General features: G+C 57.6%; 15 protein-coding genes. 5 read left to right on the forward strand and 10 right to left on the reverse strand.

All coding sequences use genetic code 11. The features are described from left to right. The 4 genes from CR155_RS11930 to purN all read right to left on the reverse strand — a co-directional run bounded on the left by CR155_RS11930 (window position 1) and on the right by purN (window position 5,953). Window positions 1–2,271 carry a UvrD-helicase domain-containing protein gene (locus tag CR155_RS11930; RefSeq protein ID WP_102070260.1) on the reverse strand — a complete coding sequence of 757 codons (2,271 nt, stop codon included), beginning with the start codon at window positions 2,269–2,271 and terminating at the stop codon, window positions 1–3. Then, entirely contained in the window at window positions 2,268–3,476 is a 1,209-nt protein-coding gene (locus CR155_RS11935) for a DesA family fatty acid desaturase (RefSeq protein ID WP_102070261.1), read from the reverse strand. Before CR155_RS11935 ends, CR155_RS11930 begins: the two co-directional genes overlap by 4 nt. 207 nt (window positions 3,477–3,683) lie before the next feature. Continuing rightward, window positions 3,684–5,264 carry an RsmB/NOP family class I SAM-dependent RNA methyltransferase gene (locus CR155_RS11940; RefSeq protein ID WP_233214204.1) on the reverse strand — a complete coding sequence of 527 codons (1,581 nt, stop codon included), beginning with the start codon at window positions 5,262–5,264 and terminating at the stop codon, window positions 3,684–3,686. 2 nt (window positions 5,265–5,266) lie between these two features. Then, complete coding sequence (gene purN, locus CR155_RS11945; protein WP_255399269.1) at window positions 5,267–5,953, reverse strand: phosphoribosylglycinamide formyltransferase; 687 nt, start codon at window positions 5,951–5,953, stop codon at window positions 5,267–5,269. A 44-nt stretch (window positions 5,954–5,997) separates the two neighbouring features. Here purN and CR155_RS11950 point away from each other — a divergent pair, with 44 nt between their 5' ends. From CR155_RS11950 to dut, 5 genes are read left to right on the forward strand one after another with little or no spacing between them, the layout of a single operon-like run. Next, window positions 5,998–6,963, forward strand: a complete 966-nt coding sequence (locus CR155_RS11950; RefSeq protein ID WP_102070263.1) for a bifunctional riboflavin kinase/FAD synthetase — start codon at window positions 5,998–6,000, stop codon at window positions 6,961–6,963. Then, entirely contained in the window at window positions 6,953–9,793 is a 2,841-nt protein-coding gene (gene ileS, locus CR155_RS11955) for an isoleucine--tRNA ligase (protein WP_102070264.1), read from the forward strand. The genes CR155_RS11950 and ileS overlap by 11 nt, the downstream gene beginning before the upstream one ends. Then, entirely contained in the window at window positions 9,786–10,322 is a 537-nt protein-coding gene (lspA, locus tag CR155_RS11960) for a signal peptidase II (protein ID WP_102070265.1), read from the forward strand. The genes ileS and lspA overlap by 8 nt, the downstream gene beginning before the upstream one ends. A 26-nt stretch (window positions 10,323–10,348) precedes the next feature. Next, on the forward strand, window positions 10,349–11,545 hold the full coding sequence (gene coaBC, locus CR155_RS11965) for a bifunctional phosphopantothenoylcysteine decarboxylase/phosphopantothenate--cysteine ligase CoaBC (RefSeq protein ID WP_102070266.1): 1,197 nt from the start codon (window positions 10,349–10,351) through the stop codon (window positions 11,543–11,545). Between the two features lie 19 nt (window positions 11,546–11,564). Then, window positions 11,565–12,014, forward strand: coding sequence for a dUTP diphosphatase (gene dut, locus CR155_RS11970; RefSeq protein WP_102070267.1), 450 nt, complete (start codon window positions 11,565–11,567; stop codon window positions 12,012–12,014). A 24-nt stretch (window positions 12,015–12,038) separates the two neighbouring features. On the opposite strand, the gene CR155_RS11975 is transcribed toward dut, so the two are convergent. The 6 genes from CR155_RS11975 to putA form a co-directional block, all read right to left on the reverse strand. Continuing rightward, complete coding sequence (locus CR155_RS11975) at window positions 12,039–12,773, reverse strand: ABC transporter ATP-binding protein (RefSeq protein ID WP_102070268.1); 735 nt, start codon at window positions 12,771–12,773, stop codon at window positions 12,039–12,041. Then, complete coding sequence (locus CR155_RS11980; protein ID WP_199171745.1) at window positions 12,770–13,624, reverse strand: ABC transporter ATP-binding protein; 855 nt, start codon at window positions 13,622–13,624, stop codon at window positions 12,770–12,772. The genes CR155_RS11975 and CR155_RS11980 overlap by 4 nt, the downstream gene beginning before the upstream one ends. Further along, on the reverse strand, window positions 13,621–14,712 hold the full coding sequence (locus CR155_RS11985) for an ABC transporter permease subunit (RefSeq protein ID WP_102070269.1): 1,092 nt from the start codon (window positions 14,710–14,712) through the stop codon (window positions 13,621–13,623). Before CR155_RS11985 ends, CR155_RS11980 begins: the two co-directional genes overlap by 4 nt. After that, window positions 14,709–15,641, reverse strand: coding sequence for a branched-chain amino acid ABC transporter permease (locus CR155_RS11990; RefSeq protein WP_102070270.1), 933 nt, complete (start codon window positions 15,639–15,641; stop codon window positions 14,709–14,711). Before CR155_RS11990 ends, CR155_RS11985 begins: the two co-directional genes overlap by 4 nt. A gap of 66 nt (window positions 15,642–15,707) precedes the next feature. After that, a complete protein-coding gene (locus tag CR155_RS11995; RefSeq protein ID WP_439650439.1) occupies window positions 15,708–16,868 on the reverse strand; it encodes a branched-chain amino acid ABC transporter substrate-binding protein in 1,161 nt (386 codons plus the stop codon). Between the two features lie 132 nt (window positions 16,869–17,000). Then, entirely contained in the window at window positions 17,001–20,813 is a 3,813-nt protein-coding gene (gene putA, locus CR155_RS12000) for a trifunctional transcriptional regulator/proline dehydrogenase/L-glutamate gamma-semialdehyde dehydrogenase (protein ID WP_102070271.1), read from the reverse strand. Between the last annotated feature and the right edge of the window lie 34 nt (window positions 20,814–20,847).

Genomic DNA, 20,847 nt, shown 5'->3' on the forward strand with positions numbered 1-20,847 from the left:
TTATCCGACGATGATTTCCAGCTTGGCCACGCCCAACGCCAGCGTTTTACTGCCGGCCTCGCGGAACTGAATCTGGGCCTGGGCATCCTGGCCCATTCCACTCAAGCCGATAACGGTTCCCTCGCCGAATTTGGCGTGACGCACGCCGGACCCTATCCGGAAATGTTGATCGCCCACTGTTACGCCGGTGGTAAGACTGCGTGGCATGCGTGGAGCCAGCGTGCCACTATCTGGCCGATTGTAGGCGTCCCCGCGCCGGAAAGCCCCGCTCCAGGTATTTTCCCGCACAGCGGCACGCCCTTCTTTCGGAGTAAGCCACTTCAGATGCTCATCCGGAATTTCGTCGAGAAAGCGCGAGCGCATCGCATAGCGAGTCTGGCCGTGTAGCATACGACTCTGCGCCAGCGTCAGGTACAAACGCTCACGGGCTCGGGTAATGGCTACGTACATCAGGCGCCGCTCTTCTTCCACCCCTGCCGCCTCGAGCAGGCTGTTCTCGTGAGGGAACAACCCTTCTTCGAGTCCAGTGATGAACACTGAATCGAATTCAAGACCTTTTGCAGCATGAACGGTCATTAGCTGAACTGCGTCCTGGCCAGCCTGAGCCTGATTGTCGCCGGCCTCGAGCGATGCGTGGGTAAGAAAGGCCGCCAACGGTGACATGGCAGAACCTTGTTCTGCATTGTCGCCAATCGTTGTGTCCCGATCATCGGCAATGCGTCCGGCAGGCAAATTGTCGAAATTCTCTTCCGCCACAAAAGCTGCTGCGGCGTTGACCAGTTCCTGGAGATTCTCCAGCCGGTCGGCTCCTTCGCGGTCGTTCTGATAGTGCGCCAGCAAGCCACTATGGTGGACGACATGCTCGACAAGCTCAGGAAGAGTCAGGACCTGCGCCTCGTGCGCCAGCTGCTGTATCAGTTCGGCGAAGCGCGCCAGATTGATCCCGCCCTTGCCCGCCATGAAAGGTACCGCCCGAAACAAGCTCGTACTCTGCTCTCGCGCGATGTCAGCCAGCTGTTCCAGCGTGCGCGCGCCTATGCCACGCGCCGGAAAATTGACCACCCGCAACCATGACGTATCGTCATGCGGATTGTCCATAAGCCGCAAATAAGCCAGCGCGTGCTTGACTTCCTGGCGTTCGAAAAAGCGCAATCCGCCATACACCTTGTAAGGGATGGCCGCTGAAAACAGAGCGTGCTCGATGATGCGCGATTGGGCGTTGCTGCGATACAAAATGGCGATTTCCCGCCTCAGGCGCCCATCGTTGATCAAGGCCTTTATTTCATCAATGATCCACCTGGCCTCGAGCGTGTCGGACGCCTGCTCGGTGACGCGCACAGGCTCGCCTTCACCCTGCTGCGTCCACAAATTCTTGCCCAGCCTTGCGGTATTGTGCGAAATAAGGGCATTGGCCGAATCCAGTATATGGCCATAAGAGCGGTAATTCTGCTCCAGCCTGATCACGTTCCCTTGTGCATAATCCCGCTCGAAGTCCGCCATATTGCCTACATTTGCACCGCGGAAAGCGTAAATTGACTGGTCGTCGTCACCCACTGCAAAAATGGATGCCCCGCCGCCCGCCAGCAGCGTAAGCCACCGGTACTGCAAAGTGTTCGTGTCCTGGAATTCGTCGACCAGAATATGCTGAAAGCGGCGCTGGTAATGCTCACGCACCGGCGCGTTACGCTGCAATAGCTCGAATGCACGCAACAACAATTCAGCAAAATCGACGACACCTTCACGCTCGCACTGATCCTGATACATCTGATAGATCTCGACCAGTCGGCGTCGATGCGGATCATCGGCGGCCACATTATGCGGCCTCAGTCCTTCTTCCTTAGCTCCATTGATGAAGCGCTGAACATCGCGTGGCGGAAACTTCTCGTCGTCGATACCAGCACCTTTGATCATGCGCTTTATGGCCGCCAGCTGGTCAGCCGTATCAAGAATCTGAAATGTCTGAATAAGGCCTGCATCACGATGATGTGCGCGCAGCAGACGATTGCATAAGCCGTGAAAAGTGCCGACCCACATTCCGCGTGTGTTGATTGGCATCAGCGCAGTCAATCGCGTGAGCATTTCACGCGCGGATTTATTGGTGAAGGTGACAGCGAGCAGCCCAAAGGGACTAGCCTGGCCGGTTTGAATCAGCCAGGCCATACGCGTGGTAAGGACACGGGTCTTGCCGCTCCCCGCGCCTGCAAGAACCAAAGCGTGGCGGGGAGGGAGTGTTACGGCGGCTTGCTGTTCAGGGTTGAGACTGGAGATCATGCCGCGTAGCGGCGCAACCGGTTGGCAAACTGCTCGAGGCCTTCAATACCGCTTTGCTGTGCCCGCTGGCACCAGGCCTGGAGATCGGCAAGCAGTTGCTCGCTGCTGGCACTGGAGCTTTCCCACAGGCGGGTCAGTTCGCCGCGCATTTGCACCAAGGTGGACAACGATTGATTTTCGTCCAACACAGTTTTAAGTTGTGCTCGCTGCGCAGGTTCCAGCGATTCGTCGTTGCGGCCTAACCATTCTTTACTGCGGCTGAGCAAAGCCCAGCGGCAATCGGGACTTCCTTGCTGCCGTGCTGGTTTCAGCTTGGCGAGCTCGTCGCTGGCCGCTTTTTTCAACAAGTCGGTATAGCGCGCAAGGATTTCGTATCGGTGCGTAATGACACCCTGCAAGGTACTTGCGTCGACGGTGCTCTTAGCGGGATCAAGCTTCAGCTTGGGTGCCACCCTGCGTACTTTGGCAAGGCCAAAGACCCGTAGAATCTGAATATATGCCCAGCCCAGGTCAAATTCATACCATTTAGCCGAAAACTTGGCCGATGTGCCATGTGCATGGTGATTATTGTGCAGCTCTTCGCCGCCGATAATAATACCCCAGGGCACCACATTGGTGCTGGTATCGGGACTGGCATAATTGCGATAGCCAATGTAGTGGCCCAGACCGTTGACCACCCCTGCTGCCCAGAATGGAATCCATGCCATTTGCACAGCCCACACCGTAAGTCCCAATACGCCAAACAGGGCCAGGTCGATGCCAAGCATGATGAGGATGCCCATCAGGCTGTGGCGGGTGTATAGATTGCGCTCGATCCAGTCGTCGGGAGTGCCGTGTCCGAATCGATTGATGGTGTCGGGCATGGTGGATTCCTGGCGGTACAGTTCGGCGCCACGGAAGAACACCTTGCCTATGCCAAAAACGACGGGCGAATGCGGATCGCCTTCACGTTCGACGTAAGCGTGGTGCTTGCGGTGTATGGCCACCCATTCTTTCGTGACCATACCCGTAGTAAGCCAGAGCCAAAAACGGAAAAAATGCATCACGACAGGATGGAGATCCAGGCCGCGGTGTGTTTGATTCCGATGCAAAAACAGCGTTACGCCAGCAATCGTGATGTGTGTGAACACCAATGCGGCGATGGCAACCTGCCACCATGACCACTGCAACAAACCGGCTGACAAATATGTAAATATGTAGTCCATAAACCTAGTTAAGGCCTCATGTTAAGACACTCAAAAGTGTAGCTGAGTTGCCCAAGTTATGACAGTTAAGTTTCAAATTAATTTTGAGGCAAATCAAGTATTAACGCGGCTTTTCCCTATCAACAACCTGGATATAACGGTTGTTTTGAGGGCCGACGAAGATATTCTTGACTGCCCGAGCGGTCTCGCATGTGGCAGCCGAGTCCTTCATACCTGCGGTGTTGCAAGGGACTCTTTGGTTGGTTCGGCCCCTGGGGCAGAGTCGGGCTCATCTGTGACCGCCTCTGGGGCCAGCGCGGGGTCGTGCTCGGATGTGTCTTTGCGTTTTTGAACACCGGATTCGACAACCGACACTTTATTTCGTTCCATTACCGCAGCGAAAAAGCCATCAGTGTTATGGACATCGGGACGCATGCTTAAATAAGGTCCCTCGAGCGTCAGATTTTTACAACGATCAGACACGATTGCGCTTGCATCAAGAAGGCTAAAATCGGGATTTTCGGCTAAAAAGGCCTCAACCTGCTCTTCATTCTCTTCCGGCAACACGCTGCATGTGGCATAGACCAGGCGTCCGCCGGGTGCCACACAACGCGAGGCTTGACGAAGAATGCTGGCCTGCATCTGGCGCAGTTCGTCGAGCGAATCGGGGTGTTGACGCCACTTCAGGTCGGGATTGCGTCGCAATGTGCCCAGTCCGCTGCAAGGCGCATCGACAAGCACACGGTGTGCCTTGCCCCGCAGCCGCTTCACGCGCTGGTCGTTTTCAGGGTTGATCACGACTGGCACGATGTTCGACAGACCGCTGCGGGCGAAGCGCGGCTTCGCCCGTGCCAAGCGGGCAGCCGACACATCAAAGGCGTACAAACGGCCGGTGGAACGCATCAGGGCACCGAGCAACAGTGTTTTTCCGCCAGCACCTGCACAATAATCGATGATCATTTCGCCACGCTTGGGCGCCACGAGGGCAGCTAGAATCTGGCTGCCCTCGTCCTGGACTTCGATCTCGCCTTTTTCAAACATAGGCCATCGATTGATGGGGGGACGCCCTTGCATGCGTATACCCCAAGGCGAATAAGGCGTGGGCTCGGGGTTATAGCGCGCGGCGGCGCCGTTGCGCAGCAGTTCCAGCATCCCGGCACGCTCTACCTTGAGAGGATTGACACGCACATCCAAGGGGGCTGGCTTATTGAGCGCCTGTATCAGTGCATCGGCATCGTGCAGTTTGGACAGACGCTCATCCAGCCAGTCAGGCAGACTGTCTCGTACTGCCCGGGAAAGGCTCTTTACATCGATGCGTTGGACGTGATCCAGCCAATGTTGCTCGTCCTCTGAAAGACCGGCATCCAGTATCGATCGTTCGAACACTGAGGCCAGCCCGAGGATGGCAAGACGGCGCGCAGCCGGCCCGCTGCCGCTTTCGGCGAACTGCCGATAGCGACGTAAATGACGCAATACATCAAATACCGCTTCGGCAACTTCTCCGCGGTCACGGGCGCCCAGCTTTGGATTCGCGCGAAGATATCGCGACAATACCGCATCGGCGGGGAACTTCCATTGCAGAATCTCGCCCAGTACGCTGCGTACCTGGTCAATACGCACGGCAGCCATCACGTAAGGCCGGCTGACGTAAGTGCCGCCCTCGGCCTGTCGCGCCACGGTGTCGTTGCCGCGTGCTGCGGGCGAGTGACGGTCGCGCTGGCTGACCCGCGCACCGCCACGTTCGTGTTCTTGCCTGCCAGGCGCGGGGCGTTTGCCCGGAGCGCGCCGAGGCTTGTCTGTACTGTTCATGATTACCTTTGATATGGCTGGACGCCGCCTGGCGTCAAGACGAAGGAGCGGCTGGCAATGCCTTGCACCTGCACGCGCTGCATGGAATTGAGCGAAATGCGCCCTTCGGCCAGCCAGCGTACCACGTTCGAATAGACTTTGTGTTCCACCTGCAGCACGCGGCCCGCCAACGTTTCAGGTGTGTCGTCTGCTATCACAGGCACGATACCTTGCGCGATGATGGGGCCATGATCCAGTACAGGCGTGACGAAATGAACGGTGCAACCATGCCATTGCACACCCATTGCCAGGGCCTGCTGGTGCGTATGCAAGCCTGGGAACGCCGGCAGCAGGGACGGGTGAATATTGATGAGCCTGCCGTTGAAGCGTTCGACGAAGCTAGGCGTAAGTACCCGCATGAAGCCGGCCAGCAATACATAGTCGGGCTGATGAATATCGATGACATTCGCCAACGCGGTATCGAATTCCACCCGATTCGCGTAATCGCGATGTGCCACGGCGTGTACGGGCAAGCCGCGGTCCCTCGCCCATGCAAGCCCGCCGGCCTCCGCTTTATTGGCGATGACGGCACAGATTTGCGCAGGCAGCGCATGATCGCGCACTGTATTGACGATAGCCTGCATATTCGAGCCGCGCCCTGAAATCAGCACCACAAGACGGCAAACAGAGGTAGAAAGAACGGCCGGCACAATAATTCCTGATGAAGTCCAGCCGAAATTGTAAACTCTCGGGTGTGAAAGCATCTCCCCGCATCTACCGCACCCTTCCTCGCTTCGATACGCAGCGCCCCAGCGCAGTAACGATAGGCAATTTCGACGGCGTCCACCGCGGCCACCAGGCTATCCTGGCGCGTCTGAGCGAATGCGCCGAACAACGGCATCTCGCTGCCACCGTCATGACGTTCGACCCGCATCCGCGCGCCTACTTCGCCCGACGCGGCCAACGCCCAGAACTGATTCCCACCCAGATCAGCAGCCTTCGCGACAAATTGCAAGCCCTGCATCAACATCGGGCAGATCAGCTGATCCTGGAGCGCTTCAACCAGGCGCTGGCCGACATGTCCGCCGACGACTTTATCGAAAGACTGCTGGTGCGCGGTCTGAACACCCGCTGGCTGCTCGTTGGCGAAGACTTCCGGTACGGCCACAAACGGAGTGGTGATGTCGATCTGTTGCGACGTGCCGGACAACGCTATGGTTTCGACGTGGAAACTATTGCCGACATAGCCGACGAGCACGGCCACCGGATATCAAGCTCCGAAGTGCGTACTTCGCTGGCGGTGGGCAATCTGCTGCGTGCAAGCCACCTGTTGGGTCATCGCTATCGCCTCAGTGGCCATGTGATCCACGGGCAAAAGCTGGGCCGCAGCATCGGCTACCCCACGCTCAACATCAGAGTGCCGGATCAATGTGCAGCCCGCTCGGGCGTCTATGTCGTACTCGCCCACGGCTTAAGCGATCAGCCGATCAAAGGTGTCGCCAGCCTCGGTGTGCGTCCCACGGTCTCGCAAGGCGGCCGCCTGATGCTTGAGGTGCACCTGCTGGATTGCAAATTGAATGCATACGGTAAACTCACATGTATTGAGTTCCTCGAATTTCTGCGGGACGAAGAAAAATTTCCCGACCTTCCCACAATGATCGCTGCCATCGACAACGATGCGCAAAGCGCTCGCGACTATTTCGCCCTCCATGGACTATAGAAAAACCTTAAACTTGCCCGAAACACCCTTCCCGATGCGAGGAGATCTTGCCAAACGCGAACCCGGCTGGATTACCGAGTGGGAAGAAAAAAAGGTTTACGCTGCCATACGCGAAGCGAGCAGAGGCCGACCGAAATTCATACTGCATGATGGCCCTCCATACGCCAACGGCGATATCCATATCGGACACGCCGTCAACAAGATACTTAAAGACATCATCGTCAAGAGCCGCGCGATGGCGGGTTACGACGCCGTCTACGTGCCCGGCTGGGACTGCCACGGCATGCCCATCGAAATCCAGATAGAGAAAAAGTACGGCAAGCATCTACCGGTTGCCGAGGTGCAGTCCAAGGCGCGCGCTTATGCTTACGAACAGATCGATAGGCAGCGTGCCGATTTCAAGCGCCTGGGGGTGCTCGCCGACTGGGATCGCCCTTACCTGACGATGAATTTCAGCAACGAAGCCGATGAGCTGCGTTCCCTGGCCCGCATACTCGAAAAAGGCTATGTGTTCCGGGGCTTGAAGCCCGTGAATTGGTGCTTTGACTGCGGCTCGGCCCTGGCCGAGGCTGAAGTCGAATACGCGGACCGCAAGGATACTTCGGTTCATGTGGCATTCAAATTCGGCGACAAGGAAAAATTGGCGCACGCCTTCGGGTTGCCGCAAATTGATGACGGAGCCATTGTCATTTGGACGACGACGCCCTGGACATTGCCTGCCAATCAGGCCCTGAATGTCCATCCCGAGATCGACTATTCCTTGGTCAAGCTGGACCAGCCTCGCAGCACGGGTTCCCTGTTGCTGCTGGCCAAGGATCTGGTTGCCTCCTGCCTCGAACAATGGAAGCTCAGCGGCAAAATTATCGCAACCGCCAAAGGCGATGCGCTTACCAATCTGGAATTCAAACACCCGCTGTACGACGCACACGATGGTTACCAGCGCATGGCCCCGATCTATCTGGGCGATTATGTGACACTTGATTCCGGTACGGGGGTAGTGCATTCCGCCCCAGCCTATGGTATTGAGGACTTTGTATCATGCAAAGCGCACGGCCTGACCGATGACCAGATCATCGGACCGGTCATGGGCGACGGCCATTATGTTGAGAGCCTACCGCTCTTCGGTGGCCTGATGATCTGGAAAGCCAATCCCCTTATCGTCGATGCATTGCAGAACGCCGGCAGCCTGCTGCACACCGAAACGCAAAAGCACAGCTATATGCATTGCTGGCGCCACAAGACGCCCATCATTTATCGTGCCACCAGCCAATGGTTCGCAGGCATGGACCGCCAGCCCGATTCCGGGAAATCATTACGGGAAACGGCGCTGGAAGGTATCGAGAACACCGAGTTCTACCCAGCGTGGGGTCGTGCCCGCCTGCATGCAATGATCGCCAATCGTCCCGACTGGACTCTGTCCCGGCAACGGCAATGGGGCGTGCCCATGGCTTTCTTCGTGCATAAAGAAACCGGCGAATTGCACCCGCGCACCGTCGAACTAATGGAAGAAGTTGCCTTGCGCATCGAGCAACACGGTATCGAAGCGTGGCAGTCACTGGAACCGGCAGATCTGCTTGGCGACGAGGCCGCGCACTACGAAAAAAACCGCGACACCCTTGATGTATGGTTCGACTCGGGCACGACGCACGCGACCGTGCTGGGCGGCCAGGACCACAGCGTCAAGGGCTCACACGCCGACGACCTGGCGTGGCCTGCCGACCTGTACCTTGAAGGATCCGACCAGCATCGCGGCTGGTTCCATTCGTCGTTGCTCACAGGCTGCATGCTATATGGTCGCCCACCCTACAAAGCCTTGTTGACACACGGATTCGTGGTCGATGGCCAGGGCCGCAAGATGAGCAAGTCCGTCGGCAACGTGATAGCGCCTCAAAAGGTGTCCGATTCGCTCGGCGCCGAGATACTACGCCTTTGGACAGCCGCCACCGACTATTCCGGCGAACTCTCGATCTCGGACGAAATTCTGAAGCGCGTCGTGGAAGGTTATCGCCGCATTCGCAATACGTTGAAATTTCTCCTGGGCAATCTGCAAGACTTCACTATCGCCACTGATGGCGTCGAACTCGAGCATATGTTCGAGATAGACCGCTATGCCTTGGCCATGACTGCCGCCATGCAGGCCGAAACCCTGGCCAATTACAAACGCTACGAGTTTCATCCCATCGTGTCCCGCCTGCAGATTTTCTGTTCCGAAGACCTTGGCGCATTCTATCTGGATGTGCTCAAGGACCGTCTTTACACGGCAGGTAAGGACAGCGTTGCGCGCCGTTCTGCGCAAACAGCCGTGCATCACATCTCCCATACCTTGATCAAGCTCCTGGCGCCCATTGTGTCCTTCACGGCTGAAGAAGCCTGGAAAGACCTGCACGGCAACCAGGATGTCGCAAGCATCTTTACCGAGCTGTTCCATGCGCTGCCCGAACAGGTCGACGCCAAGCTGCTGCGCGAGAGATGGGATCGTCTGCGCGACATCCGCGCCGACGTCATGCGCAAGATCGAAGAAGTTCGCACTTCAGGGGAAATCGGCTCCTCTCTGGCGGCGGAGCTGGACATCTACGCTGGTGCAGACGACCATCGGCTACTCGCCAGCCTTGAAGATGATCTGCGCTTCGTGTTAATCGTGTCGCGTGCCAATCTGCATGCTGACCCGCAAGGCACACTGCGCATCGTCGTCAATCCCACCAAGCATCCGAAATGTGAACGTTGCTGGCATCATCGCGAAGACGTCGGCGTGGATCCGGAACATCCTGTAATTTGCGGGCGTTGTGTAAGCAATCTGTTCAAACTTGGCGAGCTACGGCGGCATGCCTAGGCCCGACACAGAGGCGGTCGTCCAGACCCGGAAGGCGCCACCCTTCTGGCTCTGGATCGCAGGCGCGTTGCTGATCATTGCGCTGGACCAGGTGACCAAGCTCTATTTCGATAGCGCCATGCAGTATGCCGAGCGGTGGAACTTGCTTCCGTTTTTTGACTTCACCCTGCTGTACAACCCGGGCGCTGCCTTCAGCTTCCTGGCGGACGGCAACGGTTGGCAGCGCTGGCTGTTCACCGCGATCGCAGTGGCTGCAACAGGTCTGATCATCCATCTGTTGCGGCGCAGTCCGTCGCAAACGCTGTTTTGCCTCTCTCTCATGTGCATCCTGGGCGGGGCCATCGGCAATGCGATCGATCGCGTCCAACATGGACATGTCATTGATTTTTTGCTGTTTTACTGGAAAAACTGGTATTTTCCAGCTTTCAATGTGGCTGACATATCCATCACCTGCGGTGCGATCCTACTCGTGCTGGACGAACTGCTCAGGCTGCGCCGCGAAAAGCGTAAAGCAACGACATCAGCCTGACCCACCTTATTGAAGGCAAAGATCACATGGCAGAACTCGCACAAAAACGCATTGTATTAGGCCTGACCGGCGGTATCGCCTGCTACAAGATGGCCGAATTCGTGCGTCGCGCACAGGAGTTGGGTGCAACGATCGACGTGGTGATGACAGAGGCCGCCACCCAGTTCATTACACCGCTTACGATGCAGGCTTTGTCCGGGCGTCCCGTATACCTGAACACCTGGGACAACCGCGTCCCCAATAACATGGCGCACATCAGTCTGACGAGAGGGGCGGACGCCATCATGGTAGCGCCTGCCAGTACAGATTTCATGGCCAAGCTCGCGCACGGGCTTGCCGACGATCTATTGTCGACATTATGCGTAGCCAAAGGAAATTGCCCTCTCCTTGTGGCTCCCGCCATGAACCGTGAAATGTGGGTGCACCCCGCCACCCAACGCAATGTCAGGCAGCTCCGCGCTGACGGTGTAGGCATTCTCGGGCCCGGCGAAGGTGACCAGGCCTGTGGCGAAGTAGGCGACGGGCGCATGCTGGAACCCCACGAACTGTTGAGCGAGCTGGTTGCTTTTTTCCAGCCCAAGGTGCTTAGCGGAAAGCGTGTCCTCGTCACGGCCGGCCCGACTTCGGAACCCATCGATCCCGTTCGCGTCATCACGAATCGGTCGTCCGGGAAGATGGGCTATGCCGTCGCACAAGCGGCGCGCGAAGCCGGTGCGCACGTTGTGCTGGTATCGGGCCCCACTGCCCTTCCCACCCCATATGGGGTGGCACGCATCAACGTTGACAGCGCGCGCCAGATGCACGCAGCTGTCATGGCTGAAGCGCGTGGTGCCGATGTGTTCATTTCCGTCGCGGCCGTGGCAGACTGGCACGTAGTCAACGCCAGCGATAACAAGCTGAAGAAAAATGCCGCAGGCAGTGCGCCGCAACTGACGTTTGCGCCAAATCCCGACATACTTGCCGACGTCGCCAGGATGACAGCGGGACCGTGGTGCGTCGGATTTGCCGCCGAAACTGAAAACCTCCTGGAATACGCCGAAGCCAAGCGCCGACGCAAGGGAGTGCCTATGCTGGTGGGCAACCTTGCGCAGCAGGCCATGAACGCCGACCTGACCGAGCTGGTGATGCTCGATGATGCCGGCCACCGGCAGCTACCCGAATTGTCCAAGATCGATGCCGCACGCCAGCTTATCCGGGCAATTGCGCCACGACTCCCCGATTGATGCACTTACCCGTAAGATAATGAGAAAAATAGCACTTAAAATCCTGGACCCCCGCATGAACGACTACCTTCCCGCCTACGCGACAGGTGGTTCGGCCGGCCTGGACCTGCGTGCCTGCATAGAGCAGCCGCTTACCTTGTCAGCGGGCGCCACAGAAATGGTACCCACGGGATTATCCATACATATTGCCGACCCGGCATACGCGGCCATGATCCTTCCCCGCTCGGGGCTTGGCCACAAGCACGGCATCGTATTGGGTAATCTGGTTGGACTGATCGATTCCGATTATCAGGGTCCTCTCATGGTTTCCGCCTGGAACCGCAGCCGCACAGATTATGTCCTGCAGCCAATGGAGCGACTCGCCCAACTGGTTGTTGTACCAGTCCAGCAAATCGAGTTCGACATTGTCGATGATTTCGAAGACAGCCTGCGCGGCGCAGGCGGCTTCGGCAGCACCGGAAAGTCCTAGCCTGCCGCCCCACGGCAATGTGCTTTATGCCGCCTCTTCCTCGCCCAGATAGGCGGCGCGCACCTTGGGATCGTCGAGCAACTGGCTGGATGGTCCCTGGAGGATGATTTGTCCGGATTCCATGACATAGCCGCGACTGCTGGTCTCCAGTGCCAGCCTGGCGTTTTGCTCGATAAGCAGAATTGTGACCCCTTCCGCCGAGATGGTTCGAATGACCTCGAAAATTTTCTCGACCATCAACGGCGCCAGTCCCATGGAAGGTTCGTCCAAAAGCAGCAGGCGTGGCCGCGCAATCATGGCGCGACCCATGGCAAGCATTTGCTGCTCCCCGCCCGACAACGTACCGGCCGACTGTCGACGGCGCTCGGCCAGACGCGGGAACAGTTCCAATACCCTCTCCGTATCCTGCTGGACCGCGGCAGAGTCATTCCGGCTGTATCCGCCCATGGCGAGATTTTCTTCTATTGTCAACTGGCCGAAGATGCCCCGGCCTTCGGGAACCATGACAAGTCCCTGACGCACCAGCGTATATGAGGGCATACCCACTATGGATTTTCCATCGTAGAGGATCTCTCCCGCGGCCACGGGCACCAGCCCACAAATTGCCCGCAACGTCGTGCTCTTCCCCGCTCCATTTGCGCCGATCAGACTGACGAGCTCGCCTCGTCCCACCGTCAGATCCATCGTACGCACGGCTTTGATGCCGCCATAGGCAACTTGCAATTGCCGAATTTCAAGCAGGTTATCGGCAAGACTCATGGCATATCCTTTTTAGTTGTACCCGCGGGCACTTTCACGGCCTCGACAGCGGCGCCAGCGCCGAGATAGGCCTCGATGACCTTGGGGTTGCGCTGTACGTCCGCAGGTTTTCCTTCAGCAAGCACCTTTCCATACTCGAGCACCAGCACGCGATTGCACAAGCCCATGACCAGCTTCATGTCATGTTCGATAAGCAAGACGGTGACCCCATCATCCCTTATCTTCTCGATGAGGCGGCGCAATACCACTGTTTCGGAAGCATTCATCCCGGCGGCGGGTTCATCCAGCGCCAGCAAAGTGGGTTCAGTGGCTAGTGCCCTCGCGATTTCCAGCCGACGCTGGTCACCATATGGCAAGGATTGTGCGACGTCGTTTGAGCGATGACCGATACCGACATAATCTAGCAATTGCTGTGCACGCTGTTCGATGGCGCCTTCTTCAGCGCGGGTACGCTTGTTCCGGCTGATCGCCCCCCACAAACCCGCCCGCGTTCGGATATGCCGTCCTATCATGACATTTTCGATGGCGCTGAGGTTGCCGAATAGCCGTATGTTCTGGAATGTGCGGGCCAGGCCCACCACCGCGATCTGGTGCGGCTTCAATCGGGTCAATTGATGACCCATGAAATTGCAGCTGCCCGATTCCGGCACATACAGGCTGGTGAGAACATTGAACAGAGTCGTCTTTCCCGCCCCGTTCGGTCCGATAAGGCCATAGATGTCACCCTTGCAAATGGAGAAACTCACATCCGACAAGGCCTGCAAGCCGCCAAAACGCTTGTTCAGCTTATTGGCCACCAACAGCAGGTCGGGCATCGAACGTGCGTCGTTATTTATAGCAGCGGAACTCATGCCTGCCCTCCTTTTGCTCCGGTGAGCTCCCGTCGGCGTACCGCGGACGGCCAGAGCCCCGCTGGTCGAAATATCATGACCAGCACCAAGGCAAACCCAAACAGGAGCATGCGGATACCCTCTGGATCGATAATCACTTCACCAAAAATAGCTTGCTGTATAGGAACCACGATCGCCCGCAGAAATTCCGGAAATACCGACAGCAGGATGGCCCCAAGGATTACGCCTGGAATATTGCCCATGCCCCCCAATACCACCATGCACAAGACCATGATGGACTCGGTGAGACTGAAACTTTCAGGACTGACGAAACCTTGCATGGACGCGAACATGGCCCCGGCAACACCTCCAAAACTGGCCCCCATGGTGAAAGCCAGCAGCTTGATATTGCGCGTGTTGATGCCCATGGCCTTGGCGGCAATCTCGTCTTCACGCACAGCTTCCCAGGCACGTCCGATGCGGGAATTTTGCAGCCGCGCACAGATGACGACAATGACGATGGTGAGCAGCAATAACAGGTAATAGTACTTTTCGGGTCCGGTGATACGGATTCCCAGGATTTCTTGGGAACGGCCGAAATCGAAGCCGGCTATGGAAATGTCATCGATGCGATTGATTCCCTGCGGACCATTGGTAATGTTGATGGGCGCGTCCAGATTGTTCATGAAGATGCGTACGATCTCGCCGAATCCCAGCGTCACGATGGCGAGGTAATCGCCACGCAGCTTCAGTGTGGGCGCACCCAGCATCGCGCCGAAGAAAGCCGCCAGCACCACGCCAGCCGGCAGTACCATCCAGAATGGCAAGTGCAAACCGAAATGCGGCGAAGCCAGCATGGCCCATACGTAAGCACCCACTGCATAGAATGCGATATAGCCGAGATCGAGCAGGCCGGCGAAACCGACGACGATATTCAGGCCCAGCGCAAGCATTACGTACAACAAGGCGAAGTTCAGCGTGCGCACCCAGCTTTGGCCCGCCATGCCGAGGACGAACGGAAGAATCGCCAGAACCACGCCGAACAGGGCGATTCCCACCCATACCTTCAGCGATACACCCGAATGATTGGTAGCAGTTGGGTCGTTCATGCGCGATCTCCCACGCGCTCGCCAAGCAGGCCGGATGGACGAAAAACCAACACCAGGATAAGCACGATAAAGGAAAAGACATCCTGGTAGTTGCTGCCGAAGACGCCATTGGTCAGGTTGCCGATATAGCCAGCGCCCAGGGATTCGATAATGCCGAGCAGCAAGCCGCCCAGCATCGCGCCGCCAAGGTTGCCAATGCCGCCCAGCACGGCGGCAGTGAAGGCCTTGAGACCGAGCATGAACCCCATGGTGTACTGTGCCACGCCATAGTAGGTCGTGACCATGACGCCAGCCACGGCCGCCAAAGCGGACCCTATCAGGAAAGCCGCGGATATGACTGTATTGATGTTGACGCCCATCAGGCCAGCAACCTCGCGATTCTGTGCGGTAGCGCGCATGGCGGTACCGAGTCGTGTCCGATGCACCACAAGCAGGAGACACGCCATGATGGCGGTGGCGATAACGATTATGCTGATCTGCAGCAGGCTGATGCGTGCTCCGCCTATGGGGAAGACCACTGGTTCGATGACGTGGGGAAAACTGAGATAGTTGCGTCCCCACACCATCATTGCGATATTCTGGATAATAATGGAAACGCCGATGGCTGTAATAAGTGCAGCAAGGCGCGGAGCCCGTCGCAATGGACGATAGGCATAGCGCTCGGCGAGCCAGCCCAGCGCCATGCAAACGGGAATCGACACAAGCAGTGCAATGACGATTGCCAGCCATGCCGACATGCTGCCAGGGTCTGCACCGATAAGCGTCACCACCAGAGTGGTCGCTACCATCGCGCCGACCATGACCACGTCGCCATGGGCGAAATTGATCAGGCCTATGATTCCATAAACCATGGTGTAGCCAAGGGCAACCAGGGCATATACGCTGCCCACAGTGATGCCATTGATCAACTGTTGTATGAGAATGTCCATGTTTTATGACTCTAGAAATAGGGCCGGCACCGCCGGCCCGGAATGACTGCAGTAAAACGACGTCGCTTAGTTAGCCTTGCTGACAATGGTCTTGACCATTTCCCACTGCTCATTCTTCACTTGATAAATAGTGACTGAAATTTCTTTCAGATCGCCTTTTTCATCATAGGCAATGTTCTCGCTGGTCGCGCCCGCGCGTTTGAGCGACGCCAATTTTGGCAGATAAGCCTCTGGCTTGGCTGAGCCGGCCTCTTTCATGGCCGTGATCATGTTCCAGGCGCCGTCATAGGCATAAGGCGCATATACACCAGGTTCAACCTTGAAGCGCTCTTGGTAGTTGGCCTGGAATTTTTCCCCCGCCGCCATCTGCTTAAGTGGCACGCCAGCAAGCGACGCATACGTGCCATTGGCGGCCTCACCGGCTAGCTTCAGGAACGTGGCGCTGCGTGTCATTTCGCCGGAAACCAAAGGCGCCTTGATGCCTAAGGTAACCATTTGCCGCCGCATCGGACCCGACTGTGCATCCAGGCCACCGAAGAAAATCGCGGCTGGCTCTTTGGACTTGATATTGGTCAGGATGGAGGTAAAGTCATTGGCCTTATCGGTGGTGTACTCCCGTGCTATCACCTTGCCGCCGGCGGCCTCGACAGCCTTGGCGACCTGATCGGCGAGACCTTGCCCATAAGCGGTTCGATCATCAATCAGGGCCACCGTCTTGGCTCCGAGATCGTTGACGATGAACTGGCCGGCTGCCGCACCTTGCTGCGTGTCGCTGGTCATCATGCGGAAGGTGGTGTCATAGCCTTGGTCGGTATATTCCGGAGAAGTCGCCATGGCGATTTGCGGCAACCCTGCATCGTTATAGACACTGGAGGCCGGTATTGTTGTACCTGAATTGAAGTGCCCCAACATGCCGTTCACATCTTCGTCCACGATCTGCTGGGCAACCTGCACCGCCATCCGCGGGTCGGCTTGATCGTCACGAGCAACCAGTTCGAATTTTGCCAGCTTGCCGTCGAGCTGGATGTTCTGCTTGTTGGCCTCTTCCAACGCAAGCGTGAGGCCATTTTTCATGTCCTCGCCATAATGCGACTGTGGACCTGTCAATGGTGCAGCAAAGCCCAGTTTCACGACCGTGTTCTCGGCTGCCTGAGCCGGCCCGAAGGCAAAGCCGGCCATGACGGCAGCTGTTGCGGCTAAAAGTTTGAATCCCTTAGTGGACTGCATGTTTATCTCCGTTATTTGTAAGAACGCATATTGACTCGGGTGCGAGTAACACCCGAATTAAACCAAAAGTACAACCCATTTATAATCGGTCGTAACCCTTAAAAAGCCTGTTGCATGGCTTCAGGACAGTCATCAGCCCACCATCATCAGGGTGGCGTTTCCACCCGCTGCAGCAGTGTTCACGCTAACCGAAACTTCACGCAGTAAACGTTCCAGGCGGTAGCTGGCGCCCGCTGCCAGTTCGTCGCTGCTCATTCCCTGTACAGAAACGATGGGACCCTGGCGCGTTGCGACGTGCTGGTTCAGGTCGCGCAATGTATCGCCGTCACCTTCAAACAGGACCGCCTGGTAATCGCCACGTTCGATCTCATCGTCATCCACGAGCCGTATTGAGACTTGCTGCTGCGCACTGCATCCGGCATAGAAAGCGCCGCCTGCCGGTGTGTTCAGGAGGGCCATGCGATTACCCGTGCTGCTACATGCCTCTCGCTGCTTGGCCGCACCGATCGCGGTCGTTGCAACGCACAGCACCGTGCCGCGCGGCTTGACATGGTACAAATTGCTCTCGCCAGTCGGACCAATGAGTTCGAGCGGTTTTTCAGCAATATGTTCGGGCGTGCACCATGCCGGCAAGCCTTGCGGCACCCGCGCAAGCAAACGCAGCAGGTATAGGGGGCCGCCGGCCTTCGGGCCGGTGCCGGAGAGCCCTTCCCCGCCAAATGGCTGTACACCAACCACCGCGCCCACGATATTGCGATTGACATATACGTTTCCGGCACGTATGCGTGCGGATACATGTGCCACGGTCTCGTCCAGCCGCGTGTGCACCCCGAATGTGAGCCCATACCCCGTTGCGTTGATGGCATCGATCAAGGCATCGAGCTCGTTTCGCTCGTAGCGGACAACGTGCAGAACAGGGCCGAACACCTCTTTCTTCAATGCGGCCACATCGCGTATCTCGATGAGGGTGGGTGCCACGAAGGAGCCATGCAGGCATTGATCATCCAGCTCGAGCTGGTCTACGCGATGCCCCGCGTCCCGCATGGCCTGTATATAAGCCTGAATCTCGGCCTGCGCCTGAACATCGATGACTGGTCCCACGTCGGCGGCCAAGACGTCGGTGCGTCCTACCTTGAGTTCGCGCATGGCGCCTCGCAGCATGGTCAACACATGGTCGGCGCAGTCTTGCTGGACACACAGTACCCGCAGCGCGGAACAGCGCTGTCCCGCCGAATCGAAGGCAGACGTCAAAACATCGAACACAACTTGCTCAGCCAGTGCGGACGAGTCCACGACCATGGCATTCTGTCCGCCGGTTTCGGCGATCAACGGGATAGGATGCCCGGTATCATCAAGTCGTTGTGCAAGCGTCCCGGAAATGCGTCGTGCGACGTCCGTGGATCCGGTGAACATCACCCCCCGCACGTGGTGGCTGGCGACCAGCATCGCGCCAACAGTTTCCCCTTGACCAGGCAAGAGCTGTACCGCGCCGTCGGGTACGCCGGCCCGCCGCAATATGGCCATCGCGGCTGCCGCGATCAAGCTTGTCTGTTCCGCGGGCTTTGCCAGGACGGGGTTTCCGGCCGCCAGCGCGGCCGCCACCTGTCCCGTAAAAATCGCCAATGGAAAGTTCCAGGGACTGATGCATAGAACCGGTCCCAAGGGACGATGGGTATCGTTGGAAAACGACGCTTCGATCTGAGCAGCGTAGTAACGCAGGAAGTCCACCGCCTCGCGCACCTCTGCAATGGCATTGGAAAGCGATTTACCCGCTTCGCGGATGATCAGTCCCAACAATGGCTGCATTTCGTCTTCAAGGATCTGCGCCGCACGCACAAGACATTGTGCGCGTTCGGCCACGGGCGTCGCCTGCCAGATGGGCGCAATATGAACCGCCGTCGCCAAGGCCTTTTCCACATCGGCCTCGTTCGCTTCGATGACGTGCCCGACTACGTCACGGCGATCCGCGGGATTGCGTACAGCCTGCGCACGTGTATCGTCCCAAACTGCGGTGTCATCGCCCAGCATCGGTGCTGCACGCCACTCATGACCAGTACCGCTCAGCAGCGCTGCCGACAAAGAGCTCAATCGTTGTTCGTTGGAAAGGTCGATACCTGCGGAGTTCAACCGTCCGTCCACGTGCTTGAACATATGCCGCGGCAATGGGATTTTCTCGTGAGGAGCGCCAAGAGGCTGGATGCGCATCGCAGATTGAACGGGATCAGCAATAAGCGAATCGATGGCAATCGTTTCGTCGCCGACCTGATTGACGAATGACGTATTTGCACCGTTCTCCAGAAGTCGGCGCACGAGATACGCCAGCAGCGTTTCATGCGTACCCACCGGCGCATAGATGCGGCACGGCCGGTTCAGCTTGCCGTGGGCAAGAGGCCCGGTGACCTCGTCATAGAGTGGCTCTCCCATGCCGTGCAAACACTGGAATTCATACTGGCCGGGATAATAGTTTTGCCCCGCCATGTGGTAGATAGCCGACACGGTGTGAGCGTTATGGGTGGCAAACTGGGGAAACACGGACTGCGGTGCAGCCAACAGCTTGCGGGCGCAAGCAAGGTAGGACACATCGGTATAGAGCTTGCGCGTGTAGACGGGATAACCTTCCAGGCCATCGACCTGGGCGCGCTTGATCTCCGTGTCCCAATATGCACCCTTGACCAGGCGCACCATCACGCGATGACCGCTGCGTTGAGCAAGATCGATGACATAGTCAATGACAAAAGGGGCGCGCTTCTGATAAGCCTGGACAACAAAGCCAATACCGTTCCACCCCGACAGATCCGGATCGAAGCACAATGCTTCCAGAAGATCGAGCGAGATTTCCAGCCGATCTGCTTCTTCGGCGTCGATATTGAGTCCAATATCGTAGCTGCGCGCCAACCTGGCCAATGCTGTCATGCGCGGAAGCAGCTCTGTCATGACGCGTTCGCGCTGGGCGCGGGAATAGCGGGGATGCAATGCGGAAAGCTTTATGGAAATACCCGGGCCTTCGTAGATGCCGCGGCCTTGCGACGCTTTGCCAATCGCATGTATTGCCTGCTCGTACGATACATAGTAGCGCTGGGCATCATCGGCAGTCGTGGCCGCCTCGCCCAACATGTCATAAGAATATCGAAAACCCTTGTCCTCGAACTTGCGGCTGTTGGCGATCGCGGCCGAAATGGTCTGCCCGGTGACAAACTGTTCACCCATCATGCGCATCGCGATATTCACGCCCTTGCGAATCAACGGTTCCCCGCCTTTACCGATGAGCCGCGTCAGCGCCTTCGACAGGGACTGCTCGCTGTTGACACTGACCAGCTTGCCGGTAAGCATGAGCCCCCACGTTGCCGCATTGACGAATACGGACGGCGATTCGCCCATGTGCGAGCGCCAGTCGCCATGGCTGATCTTGTCGCGTATGAGCGCATCGCGGGTGGCACGGTCCGGTATTCGAAGCAAGGCTTCAGCCAGGCACATCAACGCGACACCCTCCTGACTCGACAAGGAAAATTCCTGTATCAAGCCTTCAACGCCGCCACCTTTGCGCTTGCCCCGCAACGCCTCTACAAGACGGTGCGCCAACACATGTACTGCCTGGGAATGCGCCGATCGCGCCTGATCGAGCAGGACGGGCAGGCACTCTGTTTCGGGGCGACGGTAGGCGGAAGTGATGGCGGCGCGCAATACTGATTGCGGTTGTACGTCCTGTGCAAATTCGTAGAAAGGCAGGATAGGTTCGGACGATATCGCGATCTCGCCGGCAGCATCGTCGTCGTTGGTCAGAAAAGCAATTTCCGCGGGAAGCTGTCCGCGTTCGATCGCATCGATATAGGCGAGTACGGCCTGCTTATGCAGCCAATGGGGCGTACACCCCAACCTTGTCGCTGCTATTTTCAGCCGTTCGCGCAGCGTCTCATCCACTTTTACACCGAGCGTGGTTGTTGCCATAACCGTTCCTGTATTCCTATTTGCCCTGGCATGG

The organism is Pollutimonas nitritireducens, assembly GCF_002849615.1.
Classification (GTDB): Bacteria; Pseudomonadota; Gammaproteobacteria; order Burkholderiales; family Burkholderiaceae_B; genus Pollutimonas; species Pollutimonas nitritireducens.